Genomic DNA, 14230 nt, shown 5'->3' on the forward strand with positions numbered 1-14230 from the left:
CCTCTGGTTCTCGGGAGCTAACGGGACGGTTGGCGGCCCACCGAGGGCTGGCCGAACTTCGACCGGCGCCGGCGATCGCGCAGCCGCCGCAGGCGCCGGACGACCATGGGGTCGTAGGCCATGGCCTCCGGCTCCTCCAATAGTTCGTTCAGCAACTGGTAGTAGCGGGTGGTGGACAACTCGAAGCGCTCGCGGATGGCGGCCTCCTTCGACCCGGTTTCCTGCCACCACGTGCGCTCGAAGTCCAAGATCGCGCGATCCCGCTGCGTCAGAGCCATGCCACAAGCGTTACCTACGCCAGGGCCATATTCAAGCACCCTCCCCGAACCGACCCCGTATGCTCTGCCCAAGAGCCCCAGCCGCCTCGCCGGTGCTCCGACCAACGCCCGAGTAGCTCAGTCGGTAGAGCAGCTGTCTTGTAAACAGCCGGTCGCAGGTTCGATTCCTGTCTCGGGCTCGATGGGGCCGAGTCTCGGCACCGTCTCGGGCTCCATTTGAACGCCCTCGGTGAAGCCCTATGAGGGTGGCGCCGGGCGCGGGCGGTGGCGGGCCACCTCGAAGCAACCGATGGCGGTGGCCGCCGCCGCGTTGAGCGAGCTGAGGCGACCGGCCAACGGAATGGTGACCACCACGTCGCAGCGTTGGCGGGCCAGGCGCGACAGCCCCCGGCCTTCGCTGCCCACCACCAGGGCCACCGCCTCGGCGGCCACGTTCATGTCGTACACCGCGGTGGGGGCCGACACGTCCAACCCCACCGTCCAGACCCCCAGCTCGCCCAGCCGGGACAGCGCATTGGGGACACCGGGCACCACCGCCATGGGCACGTGCTCCACCGCCCCGGCCGCCGCCTTGGCCGCTGCCGGGGTGATGTGCGCGGCCCGGTGTCGGCCCAGCACCGCCCCGGTGACCCCGGCGCATTCCGCCGTGCGCAGGGCGGCCCCCACGTTGCCGGGATCGGTGACCCCGTCCAGCACCAACAGGAACGCCGGACGGTCCGGGGCCCCTCGAGCCAGATCGTCCAGGTCGCGCTCGGCCAGCGGTGCGGCCCGGGCCAGCACCCCTTGGGGGGCTTCGGTCACGGCCATGGCCTCGAACTTGGATCGGGCCACCTCCTTGACGGGCACCCGCAGCTCGCCCGCCAACTCCACGATCTGGGCCAGCATGCCCGAGTGGTTCTGACCGGCGGCGATCACCACCTCGTGGGTGGGGCGAATCCCGGCCACCAGCAGCTCCCGTACCGCCTGGCGGCCCTCCACCCGCTCTCCGCCCAGGCCCGCCGACCGTTGGCGACGGGGCTTCCCCGGGCCACCCGGCGGTCGCCGGGAGCCTTGACCCCTCGGTCGGTTTCCGCCCGGTGGCCGCCCGCCCCGAACTTGTGGTCGCTTGCGGGCGCTCACCGGCGCTCGATCAGCGTGACCGCCCAGCAGGCCAACCCCTCACCCCGTCCCAGTGCGCCCAGGGCCTCGGCCCGCTTGCCCTTCACCGCCACCGGAGCGCCGACCACCTCGCCGAGACGGGCCTCCATCTCCGGGCGACGGGGGGCGATCTTGGGGGCCTCGGTCACCACCGTGCAGTCCACGTTCACCACCCGCCATCCCGCTCCCGAGAGCCGTTCCATCACCGTGCCCAACAACCCCATGCTGTCGGCCCCGGCCCAGGCCTCGTCGGTGTCGGGGAACAGCATCCCGATGTCGCCCATGCCGGCGGCGCTCAACAGGGCGTCGGCCACGGCGTGGGCCACCGCATCCCCGTCGCTGTGCCCGATGAGGCCGGCGGCGCCCTCGAACCGCACCCCGCCCAGGATCAAGGGGCGATCCCCGTCGTCGGCGAACCGGTGGGTGTCGAACCCGTGACCCACTCGCAGATCCCCCGTCATGACCTCAACCAGGCCTCGGCGGCGGCCACGTCGTCGGGGTGGGTGATCTTGATGTTCCGAGGATGGCCGGCCACGGTGACCACCGGGTGCCCGGCCGCTTCCAGCAGGCCGGCGTCGTCGGTGGCCTCGGCGGCATCGGCGTGGGCGGCCCGCAGCAACTCGGCCCGAAAGGCCTGGGGGGTCTGCACCGCCTGCAGGGTGCTGCGATCCACCACGCCTCCGTCCACCCGGCGGATGGTATCGGTGACCGGCACCACCGGCACCGCCCCGGCCGCCCCGGCCCGCACCTCGCCGATGACCCGCTCGTACACGTGGCGGTCGGCCAGCGGACGGGCCGCGTCGTGGACGCAGACCACGGCCGCATCGTCAGGCACGGCGGCCAATCCCCGTCGCACCGAGGCCGCCCGGCTGGATCCACCGGCCACCACCGCGGTGGCCCGGGAACGCAGCGTCTCGGCCTCGACGTCGCCGGGGGGCACCACCACCACCACCCCGTCGCTCACCGCGGCGGCGTGGGCCACGCTGCGGTCCACCACCCGGACACCGGCCAGCTCCACGTACTGCTTGGCCGCCCCGAACCGGGTGCCGGACCCGGCGGCCACCACCACGGTCCACACCGACAGGGGCGCGGCCATCGTGCCTACTGGCCCAGGAAATCCAGGACCCGGGCCCAAGCGTCGGCGGCGTCGGCGGGCCGGTGGGCGGGCCGATCGGGGTCGTGGACGAAACCGTGCTGGGCCCCCTCGTAGGAGGCGATCTGCGTCCCGGTGGCGGCCAGGGCGGCCACATCGGGGGCGGGGGTGAAGGGATCGTCGGTACCGATGACGGCCATCAGCGGACAGGGGTCGCCGGCGGCCAGCATCTCCAGCGGTTCACCCTGGCCGGGGCCCCTCCAGTTGTCGGGCAGGCGGATCATGCCGTAGAAGGCGGCCGCCCGGTGGTACCGCCCGGTGGCCGCGGCCTTCAGGGTGTACATGCCCCCCATGCAGAACCCGGCCACCACCACGGTGGCGCAGCCGGTGGCGCCGGCCGCGGCGGCCACGTCGGCCAGCACCTGGGCGTCGTCCAGCTCGGCGGCCGCCGACATCCGCTCCTCCACGGTGAGCTGCTCCTGGCCGGGGAACATCTGGGGCGCGCACACCGTCCAGCCCTGTTGGCCGGCGAGGCGGGCCACGTGGTCGTCGAACAGGGGCCGCAGCCCCATGATGTCGGGAATCAGCACCAGGCCCCGGTCGGCCCCCTCCACCTCGACCAGTTCAGCCGTCGTCCCCGTGGCCAGCTCGATGCGCACGCCCCTTTTCTACCCCACCGGCGGGGGTGCCATGAACGCAGCGCACCCGTCTCCCCCATCGGCGGGGCGCGGTCGCCGCCGATCTGGGAGCATGGTCCCATGGCACATCCCCACTTGGAGCTGTCGGCCCGGCCCCGGCGCAACCGGCGAACCCCGGCCATCCGGGCCCTGGTGCGGGAGACCGAGTTGAGCCCGGCCCACCTCGTGCTCCCCCTGTTCGTCCACCGGGGTCCCGACGAACCCATCGCGTCGATGCCCGGCGTGTACCGCTGGAGCGTGGACGGCCTGGTGGCCGAGACCCGGCGGGCGGCCGAATTGGGCGTGCAGTCGGTGGTGCTGTTCGAGGCCGCCCCCGACGAACTGAAGACCCCCACCGGCGACGAGGCCTGGAACCCCGACGGGCTCATTCCCCAGACCATCAAGGCCATCAAGGCGGCGTGCCCCGCCACGGTGGTGATGACCGACGTGGCCCTCGACCCCTACAACAGCGATGGCCACGACGGCGTGGTGGCCCCCGACGGCACCATCATCAACGACGAGACGGTGGACATTCTGTGCCGCCAAGCCCTGACCCACGCCGACGCCGGGGCCGACATCGTGGCCCCGAGCGACATGATGGACGGCCGGGTGGGGGCCATCCGGGAGACGCTCGACCACCACGGCCACACCGAGGTGGGCATCTGCGCCTACACGGCCAAGTACGCGTCGTCGTTCTTCGGCCCATTCCGGGGCGCCCTCGACTCGGCCCCCCGCTCGGGGGACAAGAAGACCTACCAGATGGACCCGGCCAACGCCCGGGAGGCCCTGCGGGAGCTGGAGCTGGACACCGCCGAGGGGGCCGACATGGTGATGGTCAAGCCCGCGGGACCGTATCTCGACGTGGTGCGCCGGTTCGCCGACGCCTCGGTGGTGCCGGTGGCCGCCTACCAGGTGAGCGGCGAGTACCTGATGATCAAGGCGGCGGCCGCCTCCGGCTGGCTGGACGAGCAGTCGCTGGTGGCCGAGACCCTCACCGGCATCCGCCGGGCCGGGGCCGACGTGATCTTGACCTACTTCGCCGCCGACGCCGCCCGCCTTCTCGGCTGAGGGAGGCCGCCCCGATCAGGAGCGGGCTCGGCGGCGGAAGAAGTCGGAGAAGCTGGTGACCACCGCGTGCGAGGGGGCGTCACCCTCCTGGGGCCGGACGTCGGCCAACAATGCGGTGGACATGCCCAGGGCCTGGGCGGCGTCCAGATGCTCCACGCTCACGTCCACCAGCAGGGTGTTCTCGTAGGGGATGGAGGTGGTCCGGCGCAGGGCCTCGTAGATGCCGGGGGCGGGCATGCACACCCCCACGTCGCTGCTCACGATCCAGGTGTCCACGCCCACGATCTCCAGCCGCTCCCGCAACGCCGACGACCATGCGGCGATGTCGTTGGTCAAACAGGCCACCGGCAACCGGCGGCGGGCCATCTCGGCCATGAAGTCCCGGGCCCCCGAGCGTACGGTGTACTGGGCCAGGAACTGCTCGGTGAGCTCGGCGGGGTCGTCGTCCAGTCCCAATCCGGTCCACAGCTCGGCCGGGGAGATACGGCCCAGAATCGCCTGGTGGTGGAGTCGCTGAGCCTCTTCTTCGTCGGCCTCGGACCCACGCTGGGCGGCGAAGGAGGCCAGCAACTCTGCCGGCTCCGCCCCCGGTTCGAGCAGCACCCCCAGCGGGTTCAGGACCACCTGGCGCAGCCGGCGGGAGGGAGGCTGTTCGGGGGAGGGGCCGGTGGTGCGGACGGGCGACTCCTCGGAGATGGTGGGGTCGGTTCGGCGCTCGCGGGCCCGTCGCTCCAGCAGGTAGCCCGCCACCGCGATCAACACCGACAGGCCCACCAGGGCGAAGGCCGCCCAGGCCACCCACCGCAGGATCACCGCGGTGCCGCTCTCCTCTTGGGCGGTCATCTCCACGCTCACTGCCCCTTGCCCCAGGGCCAACACCTCCTGCTGTTCGGCCCCCACCGGCAGATCCAGGGTCAGGATCACCGACACCCCCGACAGCGCGGCGGCGGGATCGCCGATCGGCTCCCCGAAGGGTTCGCCCCCGAGGCGGTCGGTGAGTTCGGGGTCGGTCAACAGCTCCCAGCCGTCCGACAGGTCGACCACCCCGGCGACCGCATAGTCGGTTTGGGCAAACGACGTGGACCGCTCGAAGGTGAAATCCCGGAACACCTCCGGCGAGCCGAAGATCTCGGCCAGCACCAGCTCAAGCTGCTGAGGCGAGGCAAAGCTCTTGGACGCGGAGAAGCTGGTCCGGCCCTGGCCGTCGATGCGGGGGCCGTTGTAGGTCCACCCCGAGGCCGGGTCCTCGATGTCGCCGGTGAGCAGCGAGGAGGTGATGTCGGGGGCCAGAGCGGCCGCCTCCTGGTCGAGGGCCACGTCCACGGTGACCACCCCCGAGCCGTCCTCGTTGAAGCCGATGCCCACCTCGATGTCCACCTGACAGGCGGTCAGCCCCACCACCAGGGCCAGGAGGAGGACCGCCGTGCGCCAGGGCGGAAGCCTGCGATTCACTGGTTACGCGCCGGCCAGTTCTTCCACCGGTGGCGGCTCGAAGCCCTCGACCGCCCGGAAGCTGAGCCGCTGCGAGCCCGGCTCGTCAGGATCGTCCTCGGCGTCGAGCAGGATCGTCTCCCCGGCCCGGAACTCCTTCCACAGCAGCCGCTCGGAGAGGGGATCCTCTACCAGCCGCTGGATGGCCCGGCGCAGCGGTCGGGCCCCCAGGGTGGGGTCGTAACCCCGCAGGGCCAACAGCACCTTGGCCGACTCGGTGAGCTCCAACCCGATGCCCTGGGCCTCGAGCTGGTTCTGCAGGCGCTTGATCATCAGGTCGACGATCCTGGTCACCTCTTCCTGGGTCAGCTCGTGGAACACGATGACCTCGTCGATGCGGTTCAGGAACTCGGGACGGAAGTGGTCCTTCAGGGCGTCGGTGACCTTCTCCTTCATGCGCTCGTAGGTGATGGCCTCGTCGGCCTTGGTGAAGCCGAGGTTGGCCTTGCGCAGGCTCTGGGTTCCCAGGTTGGAGGTCATGATCAACACGGTGTTGCGGAAGTCCACCGACCGGCCCTGGCTGTCGGTCAGGCGACCCTCCTCCAGGATCTGCAGGAGGGTGTTGAACACGTCGGGGTGGGCCTTTTCGATCTCGTCGAACAGCACCACCGAGAAGGGCTTGCGGCGGACCGCCTCGGTGAGCTGCCCGCCCTCCTCGTAGCCCACGTAGCCGGGCGGCGAGCCCACCAGCCGGCTGACGGTGTGCTTCTCCATGTACTCGGACATGTCCAGGGAGATGAGCGCCTGCTCGTCGCCGAACAAGAACTCGGCCAGCGTCTTGGCCAGCTCGGTCTTGCCCACCCCCGACGGGCCCAGGAAGATGAACGACCCGCTGGGCCGCTTGGGGTCCTTCAACCCGGCCCGGGTGCGGCGGATGGCCTGCGACACCGCCTTGATGGAGTCCTCCTGGCCCACCACCCGCTTGTGCAGCTCATCCTCCATGCGCAGGAGCTTGGCCGTCTCCTCCTCGGTGAGCTTGTAGACGGGGATGCCGGTCCAGATGGACAGCACCTCGGCCACCGCCTCCTCGTCCACCTCGTCGAACAGCTCCACGCCCTTGGCCCGGATCTCCTCTTCGATCTGCTCCTTGCCGGCCAGCAGCTCCTTCTCCTTGTCGCGCAGCCGCCCGGCCTCCTCGAAGTCCTGCTGCTCCACGGCGTTCTTCTTCTGGGTGACCACCTGGGAGAGCTGGTTCTCGAAGTCCTTGTAGTCGCTGGGGGTGCTCATCCGCTTGATCCGCAGTCGGGAGCCGGCCTCGTCGATCAGGTCGATGGCCTTGTCGGGCAGATGGCGGTCGGAGATGTAACGGTCGGCCAGGTTGGCCGAGGCCACCAGGGCCTGGTCGGTGATGGTCACCCGGTGGTGGGCCTCGTAGCGGTCCCGCAGCCCTTTGAGGATCTCGATGGTGTGGGCGATGGTGGGCTCTTCCACCTTCACCGGCTGGAACCGGCGCTCCAGCGCCGAGTCCTTTTCCAGGTGCTTGCGGTACTCATCCAGGGTGGTGGCCCCGATGGTCTGCAACTCGCCCCGGGCCAGCATGGGCTTGAGGATGGAGGCGGCGTCGATGGCCCCTTCGGCGGCTCCGGCCCCCACCAGGGTGTGCAGCTCGTCAATGAACAGGATGATGTCGCCCCGGGTCTTGATCTCCTTCAGCACCTTCTTGAGCCGCTCCTCGAAGTCCCCCCGGTAGCGGGAGCCGGCCACCAGGGCGCCCAGGTCCAGGGTGTAGAGCTGCTTGTTGCTGATGGTCTCGGGCACGTCGTCGGCGGCGATCTTCTGGGCCAAGCCCTCCACGATGGCGGTCTTGCCCACGCCGGGCTCGCCCACCAGGACAGGGTTGTTCTTGGTGCGCCGGGACAACACCTGCATCACCCGCTCGGTCTCCCGCTGGCGACCGATCACCGGATCCAGGCCGCTGTCCTTGGCCAGCTTGGTGAGGTTGCGGCCGAACTGGTCGAGCACCAGCGATCCCGAGGCGCTGCTGTCCCCGCTGCCGCCGGGGGAGGTGGTGGCCTTCTCCCCGGACCCCGATCCCTGGGGGCCGCCGAATCCCGACAGGAGCTGGATCACCTGTTGGCGCACCCGTGACAGATCGGCCCCCAGCTTGACCAGCACCTGGGCGGCCACCCCCTCGCCCTCTCGGATCAGGCCCAGAAGGATGTGCTCGGTGCCGATGTAGTTGTGGCCGAGTTGCAACGCCTCCCGCAGCGACAGCTCCAACACCTTCTTGGCCCGGGGGGTGAACGGGATGTGGCCCGATGGTGACGAGCCGCCCTGGCCGATGATCTCCTCCACCTGGTTGCGCACCGCCTCCAGGGAGATGCCGAGCGACTCCAGCGACTTGGCCGCCACCCCCTCGCCCTCGTGGATCAGGCCCAGAAGGATGTGCTCGGTGCCGATGTAGTTGTGGTGGAGCAGGCGGGCTTCCTCCTGGGCCAGCACGACCACCCGGCGGGCTCGATCAGTGAATCTCTCGAACACGGCAATCTCCCAAGGCACTCTCCCGGTGGGGCTCCCTCGGAGGCTCCCCACTGTGGGTTCAGTTGGCAGTGTAACCATCCCCCGCCCGAAACCACGTTCCCAAGGCCTCGCCCACCCCCCGGCCCGCACCGGCGGGCCCCGACCTGGATGGGGAAAACCGACATCACCGCACTACGCTGGGATCGTGGCTCGCAGCCCCCTCGATTTGGTCCCCACCATGGGGCGCGACCTGGATCGGCTGGAGTTGCGGCTGGAAGCGTCGGTGCAAACCCAGGACCCGTTCCTCACCGAGGTGGCCGGTCATCTCATCCGGGCCGGGGGCAAACGGGTGCGCCCGGGGTTCGTGATCGCGGCGGCCGCCATCGGCCAGGATCCGCCCACACCGGCCACCGACGACGTGCTCACCGGGGGCGTGGCGGTGGAGTTGGTGCACCTGGGCTCGCTGTACCACGACGACGTGATGGACGAGGCCCAGGTGCGTCGCAACGTGGCCAGCGTGAACGCCAAGTGGGGGAATCTGCGGGCCATCCTGGCGGGTGACTTCCTGTTGGCCCGAGCCTCGGAGTTGGCCGCCTCGCTGGGGACCGAGGTGGCCGGGCTGCTGGCCGCCACCATCGGCAAGCTGTGCGAGGGTCAGGTGCGGGAGTTGCAGGACACCGGCAACCCGGCCCGCTCCGAGACCTCCTACACCGACTCCATCGAGGGCAAGACCGCCTCCTTGTTGGCCACCTCCTGTCGGATCGGCGGCCTGGTGGGCGGGCTGGATCGGGTCACGGTGGACGCCCTCACCGAATTCGGCCGCTACTACGGCCTGGCCTTCCAGGTGGTGGACGACATCTTGGACATCGTGGCCACCGACGAGCACCTGGGGAAGCCCTCGGGCAACGATCTGCACGAGGGGATCTACACCCTGCCGGTCATCCGGGCCCTGGACTCGCCGTGTGGCCCCCAATTGACGGAGCTTCTGGGCGGGGCGGCCTCCGACGCCAACGTACGCTCCGCCCTGCAATTGGTGCGGGCCAGCGGCGGGGTGGAGGAGGCCCTGGACGTGGCCCGCCACTACGTCCACCAGGCGTCGGCCAGCTTGAATTCGCTGGCCCCCACCACGGCCACCGCCGCCCTGCAGGTGGCCACCGACCACCTCATCGAACGAGCCCGAGTCCCCCTCGGCGACCGCTGACCCCCGGCGCCGCCGGTACCTCCCCACGCTCGGAACGACCCCCGACGCCGAGGCGAGGCCCCCCAGCAGGAATCAGCGGCTGCGGCGGGCGGTGTGGGAAGGAGGCTCGCCGAACAGGTCGAAGTACTCGGCGGAAAACCGCCCCAGGTGAAACAAGCCGCTGTCCATGGCGGCCTCGGTCACCCGGTGGCTTCCCTGCTCCAACAGTCGGCGGGCGTTGTTGAGTCGGAGCAGCTTGCGGAAGCGACTCGGGCTCAGCCCCACGCTGTCCTGGAAGGCCTGCTCGATGCTGCGGCGTGACACCCCGGCTCGGGAGGCCACCTCGGAGATGGCGATCTGCTCCCGCAGGCTGTCCACCATGATGGACTTGGTGCGCCGAAACAGTTCCAGGTTGCGACACGAGGAGCCCCCCGCGGCCGCCGGGGTGGTCAGCAGGTCCAACATCAACCCCTGCACAACCTCCACCGGCACCTCGGCCGACTGTTGGGACGCGTCCCACGACCGCAACACCCCGGCCGCGGTGCTCCGGAAGCGATGACTGAGCGCGCTGTCGGACACCAGCCGCACCTTGCCCTGAAGCCGGGCGGCCAACCGCTGCAACGGCAATGCCGGACTCAACGCCAATGAGAGGCTGAACACCGCGGGCACCGCCTCTTGGCCGACCACCGCGTCGTACGACCCGCCCGGCCCCACCAGCAGCACGTCCTCCACCCCGAAGGGGGCGCCGTTGGACATCGTGCCGTTGGGGGACTCCAACAACACGACCGCGCTGATCTGATCGTCGGGACCGGCCCCGTACTGGTGCAGGGCCCGGTTGGTGCGCTCGATGAACACGCCCACCCGGTCGCCGTCAACCGACATGAAGGCCCCCGAAAAGGCCCCCGAGTCGACTTGCTCGTAGTGCTGGTCGAACCCGGTGAGCTGCTCGGCTTGCGCGTCGATGCTGGAGTACTGCTGCAGGCAGGCACCCGTGCGCATGAGGTGAACCTAATCGCACGCCGGCTCGGACCCAAGAACTCTGTGCGCAAAACGGATAATCCGGTCCGACTCGGCAAGTTGTGCGCAAAGCGGACAACGGGGGCCGCGTGTTGGATGCCGCCGGGCCGCCAGGGGATTGCGCACCCCCTCCCCGCCGGATGCCATGGGGGTCACCCGCACACCACACGAGGCATTCGATGGCCATCGCCCCTCAACTGCTCCCCGAAACCCCGGCCGACCCCTTGGATCTCGAGGCGTTCCGCCGCAACGGGCACGCTCTGGTGGACTGGATTGTCCGGTACCTGGCCGATCTCAGTCGACACCCGGTGGGCGCGGCGGTAGCCCCCGGCGAGGTCCGGGCTGAACTGCCCGCGGCCGCACCCGAGGCCCCCGAGCCGTTCTCGGCGGTGCTGGCCGACCTCGACCGCGTGATCCGACCGGGGCTGGCCCACTGGCAACACCCGGGCTGGTTCGCCTGGTTCCCGGCGATGTCCTCCCCCGCCTCGGTGCTCGGGGAGTTGGCCGCGGCCGGACTGGGGGTGCAGGGGATGATGTGGGCCACATCCCCGGCACTGACCGAGTTGGAGTCCCACGTGCTCGACTGGTTGGTCGACCTGATGGGCTTGCCCCAGCGGTGGAAGACCACCTCCGCCGGTGGGGGCGTCCTCACCTCGGGGGCATCCACATCGACCCTGGTTGCCCTGATCGCCGCTCGCGACCACTGCCGCCGGCGCACCGGCGCCGACGTGGAGCAGATGACCGTCTACGCCTCCGGTCAGGCCCACTCCTCGGTGGAGAAGGGGGCCCGCCTGGCCGGCTTCACCCGGGTGCGGTCGCTGGCGGTGGACCAACACTTCGCGGCCACGCCGGAGGCCCTCACCGAGGCGATCAAACGGGACCGTCTCCTGGGCCTGGTACCGGCGGTGGTGGTCTCCGCGTTGGGCACCACCGGCACCACCGCCGTCGATCCCATCGGCGAATTCGGACGCGTCGCCGACGCCAACCACCTTTGGCACCACGTGGATGCGGCCTACGCCGGATCGGCCATGATCTGCGAGGAGTTCCGCGTTCATCTCGACGGGATCGACCGGGCCCACAGCTACACCTTCAACCCCCACAAGTGGCTGGCCACCAACCTGGACTGCTCGGTGTTGTGGGTGGCCGACCGCACGCCGCTCAACCGGGCCATGGGCATCGAACCTCCCTACCTGCACAACGACGCTTCCCGATCGGGCCACGTCATCGACTACCGAAACTGGGACATCTCCCTGGGTCGGCCCTTCCGGGCCTTGAAGCTCTGGTTCGTGCTCCGAGCCTTCGGCGCCGAGGGACTCCGGGGCCTCATCCGCCGCCACACCCAGTGGGCCACCGAGCTCTCCGAGCGCATCGACCGCCATCCCCGACTCCACCGCATCGCCCCCACGCCGTTCGCCCTGGTGTCGTTCGCCCACACCGCCGGGAGCGCAGCCACGCTGGCCTTGGCCCAAGCCGTGAACAGCAGCGGTCGCTTCCTGGTGACCGTCTCCGAGATCGACGGACGGCCCTACCTGCGAGTGGCCATCGGCGCCACCTGGACCACCCGCCATGACCTGGACCGGCTGTGGGCCTGCATTCAGGAGCACCTGGCCACCGAGCCGCCCACCCCCCGAGAGGAGAACCCATGGGAACAGTGACCACCAACGACGGCGTCCGCCTCAACTACATCGAAGCCGGGAGCGGGCCGGCCTTGGTGCTGCTGCCGGGGTGGAACCAGACCGCCGCGCTGTTCGGACGCCAGATCGAGGCCTTCCGTCCGCACTTCCGGGTGCTGGCCCTCGATCCCCGGGGCCACGGCAACTCGGAGGCGCCCGACCACGGCTACCGCATGTCCCGCCACGCCATGGATCTCCACACCCTGATCGCCGACGTGGCCGACGGTCGAGCCCACGTGCTGGGCCACTCCATGGGCTGTTGCGTGCTGTGGTCGTACTTCGACCTCTTCTGCGGCCACGGGATCGACCGGGCGGTGTTCGTGGACATGAGCACCCACCCGGTGCACAATCCCGCCTTCACCGACGAGCAGGTGGCCGACTACGGCTCGACCATGCCCGCAGCCGACTTCTTCGAGTTGTTCAACGGTCTGGCCAACGGCGCCGAGGCGCAGATCATGCCGTCGTTGCTCGAACACATGGTGACCGAATCCATCACGCCCGAGGACAAGGCCTGGATCCTGGAGGAGAACCGGCGAATGCCCGGACCCCTGTCGGCTCGGGAGTTCTTCTCCGACATCCTGGCCGACTGGCGCGACGTGCTGCCCCGGATCAACCGTCCCAGCCTCTACATCGCGGGCGAAGCCTCCTTTGTGCCCATGACCGCCACCAAGTGGGCCGCCGGGCAGACCCCCGGTGCCCGCTTCGAGGTGATCGGTGGCCACGAAGGGGGCAACCACTTCATGTTCGTGGAGAACCCGGACCGCTTCAACCAACTGGTGCTCGATTTCCTGATCGGCACCTCGACTGCCAATCCCAGCCCCGGAAAGGACTGACCATGTTCGGCAAACGACTACTACCCATCCTGGTGAGCTTGTGCCTGCTCGCCGCCGCCTGCGGCGACGACGATGACACCAGCTCGCCCACCCCGGTGGCCACCAACCCACCGACCGAGGCGACGACGGAGGCCACGCCGACGGCCGAGGCCCCACCCCCGGCCGAGGCCCCGCCGACGGCGGCGTCGACCGGTCGACCGCTGGACGTGGACGAGGTGCTGGCCGCTGATCTGGACGACTGCGCACCCGCCCCCCAGGGGGACACCCTGCGGATCGGCTACGCCGCCGACTTCTCCGAACTCGGGGGCTTCGTGGACATTCCCGGATCCCAGGCGGCGGAGTACTTCGTGGAGTTGGTCAACTGTGTCGGCGGGGTGGACGGACGCCCGGTGGAGATGGTGATCCGCGACATCGAAGGCGACCCCGAGACCGCGGGTCGGGTGGCCCAGGAGCTGCTGGACGACGACGTCACCGCCATCTTGGGTCCCGCCTTCTTCGACGTGAACCAGGCCATCCTGCAGGTGACGGCGGGCAAGGTGCCGCTGATCTCGGTGTCGTCCACCGAGCCGTTGCTGGCCGATCCCGCGCAGCTCAGCCTGCTGGCCTCGTTCACCGACACGGCCCAAGCCAAGGCGGCCGCCCGGTTCGCCCTCGATCGGGGATGGCAGACCGCGGCCACGTTCAGCGTCCCCGGTCCGTACTTCGGCTACCTGGTGGAGGTGTTCACCGAGGAATACGAAGCCCTCGGCGGCAACGTGCTGGGCGACTACCCCTTCGTCCCGGTGGAGACCACCGACTTCTCCGCCCAGGTGAACGAGATCGCCGCCCTCGAACCCCAGCCCGACGTGATCTACTCGGCGCTGATCGCCTTCCAGGTGGCCATCCTGGGCGGGCAGTTGGCCGAAGCCGGCGTCGAGTCCGAAATGCTGGTGGCCGATGCCTTCACCGCCACCGGCGGCTACTTCACCGAAGGGGTGGAGGGCGTCTTCCACACCTCACACACTTTCCCCGCGCCCGACGGCCGCATGGTCCGGTTCCTGAACTCCTTCGAGCAGGCCAAGGGCTCGGTGCTGGAGAGCGATTCGTACGCCGCGCTGGCCGCCGACTCGATCCTGGTCATCGCCCAAGCGGTCACCGAAACCGGCTCCCTCGATCCCGTCACCGTGGGGGAGGCCATGATCGCGGGCACCGGCGTGGACGGGCTGACCGGCGTGCTCACCTACCGAGGGGGCGGCACCCCGAACACGCCGGTGTACGTCCACGAGGTGGTCGACGGCGGGCCCTCGCTGGCCGAGGTGTACGAGACTTTCGAGTAGGCCGGGG

Annotated in this window: 13 protein-coding genes and 1 tRNA gene; 6 read left to right on the forward strand and 8 right to left on the reverse strand. The window is 70.0% G+C overall.

The annotated features are described in order from the left end of the window. Window positions 1-17: 17 nt before the first annotated feature. Window positions 18-278, reverse strand: coding sequence for a DUF3263 domain-containing protein (locus ACOQPQ_RS08545; protein WP_420639020.1), 261 nt, complete (start codon window positions 276-278; stop codon window positions 18-20). A gap of 106 nt (window positions 279-384) precedes the next feature. Between ACOQPQ_RS08545 and ACOQPQ_RS08550 the strand changes: the two genes are divergently transcribed. Further along, window positions 385-457: transfer RNA gene (locus ACOQPQ_RS08550), tRNA-Thr, on the forward strand. A 58-nt stretch (window positions 458-515) separates the two neighbouring features. Here the strand turns inward: ACOQPQ_RS08550 and rlmB are convergent. The 4 genes from rlmB to ACOQPQ_RS08570 all read right to left on the reverse strand — a co-directional run bounded on the left by rlmB (window position 516) and on the right by ACOQPQ_RS08570 (window position 3167). Further along, window positions 516-1256: a 23S rRNA (guanosine(2251)-2'-O)-methyltransferase RlmB gene (gene rlmB, locus ACOQPQ_RS08555; RefSeq protein ID WP_420639021.1), complete on the reverse strand. Its 741-nt coding sequence runs from the start codon at window positions 1254-1256 to the stop codon at window positions 516-518. A 137-nt stretch (window positions 1257-1393) separates the two neighbouring features. After that, on the reverse strand, window positions 1394-1864 hold the full coding sequence (ispF, locus tag ACOQPQ_RS08560; protein ID WP_420640381.1) for a 2-C-methyl-D-erythritol 2,4-cyclodiphosphate synthase: 471 nt from the start codon (window positions 1862-1864) through the stop codon (window positions 1394-1396). Between the two features lie 8 nt (window positions 1865-1872). Next, the gene (gene ispD / locus ACOQPQ_RS08565) at window positions 1873-2511 is read right to left on the reverse strand and encodes a 2-C-methyl-D-erythritol 4-phosphate cytidylyltransferase (RefSeq protein ID WP_420639022.1); all 639 of its coding nucleotides are present in this window, start codon (window positions 2509-2511) and stop codon (window positions 1873-1875) included. A 5-nt stretch (window positions 2512-2516) separates the two neighbouring features. Continuing rightward, entirely contained in the window at window positions 2517-3167 is a 651-nt protein-coding gene (locus ACOQPQ_RS08570) for a dienelactone hydrolase family protein (protein ID WP_420639023.1), read from the reverse strand. Between the two features lie 99 nt (window positions 3168-3266). Here ACOQPQ_RS08570 and hemB point away from each other — a divergent pair, with 99 nt between their 5' ends. Further along, window positions 3267-4253: a porphobilinogen synthase gene (hemB, locus tag ACOQPQ_RS08575; protein ID WP_420639024.1), complete on the forward strand. Its 987-nt coding sequence runs from the start codon at window positions 3267-3269 to the stop codon at window positions 4251-4253. Window positions 4254-4268: 15 nt separating this feature from the next. Here hemB and ACOQPQ_RS08580 read toward each other — a convergent pair whose 3' ends face one another. After that, window positions 4269-5705, reverse strand: coding sequence for a hypothetical protein (locus ACOQPQ_RS08580; RefSeq protein WP_420639025.1), 1437 nt, complete (start codon window positions 5703-5705; stop codon window positions 4269-4271). A 3-nt stretch (window positions 5706-5708) separates the two neighbouring features. Further along, window positions 5709-8225, reverse strand: a complete 2517-nt coding sequence (locus tag ACOQPQ_RS08585; RefSeq protein ID WP_420639026.1) for an ATP-dependent Clp protease ATP-binding subunit — start codon at window positions 8223-8225, stop codon at window positions 5709-5711. Between the two features lie 184 nt (window positions 8226-8409). Here ACOQPQ_RS08585 and ACOQPQ_RS08590 point away from each other — a divergent pair, with 184 nt between their 5' ends. Further along, window positions 8410-9405 carry a polyprenyl synthetase family protein gene (locus ACOQPQ_RS08590; RefSeq protein ID WP_420639027.1) on the forward strand — a complete coding sequence of 332 codons (996 nt, stop codon included), beginning with the start codon at window positions 8410-8412 and terminating at the stop codon, window positions 9403-9405. Window positions 9406-9477: 72 nt separating this feature from the next. On the opposite strand, the gene ACOQPQ_RS08595 is transcribed toward ACOQPQ_RS08590, so the two are convergent. Continuing rightward, window positions 9478-10383, reverse strand: coding sequence for a helix-turn-helix domain-containing protein (locus tag ACOQPQ_RS08595; protein WP_420639028.1), 906 nt, complete (start codon window positions 10381-10383; stop codon window positions 9478-9480). Window positions 10384-10580: 197 nt separating this feature from the next. On the opposite strand from ACOQPQ_RS08595, the gene ACOQPQ_RS08600 reads away from it, so the two are divergent. Genes ACOQPQ_RS08600 through ACOQPQ_RS08610 form a run of 3 tightly spaced genes read left to right on the forward strand, consistent with a single transcriptional unit; the run spans window position 10581 to window position 14223 of the window. Continuing rightward, the gene (locus ACOQPQ_RS08600) at window positions 10581-12056 is read left to right on the forward strand and encodes a pyridoxal phosphate-dependent decarboxylase family protein (protein ID WP_420639029.1); all 1476 of its coding nucleotides are present in this window, start codon (window positions 10581-10583) and stop codon (window positions 12054-12056) included. Then, a complete protein-coding gene (locus ACOQPQ_RS08605) occupies window positions 12044-12907 on the forward strand; it encodes an alpha/beta fold hydrolase (protein ID WP_420639030.1) in 864 nt (287 codons plus the stop codon). Before ACOQPQ_RS08600 ends, ACOQPQ_RS08605 begins: the two co-directional genes overlap by 13 nt. 2 nt (window positions 12908-12909) lie before the next feature. Then, window positions 12910-14223 (forward strand): ABC transporter substrate-binding protein, encoded by a 1314-nt coding sequence (locus tag ACOQPQ_RS08610; RefSeq protein WP_420639031.1) that lies wholly within the window; start codon window positions 12910-12912, stop codon window positions 14221-14223. The last annotated feature ends 7 nt before the right edge of the window (window positions 14224-14230 follow it).

Origin of the sequence: Candidatus Poriferisocius sp. (genome assembly GCF_965219775.1) — a bacterium.
Taxonomy (GTDB): Bacteria; Actinomycetota; Acidimicrobiia; order Acidimicrobiales; family Bin134; genus Poriferisocius.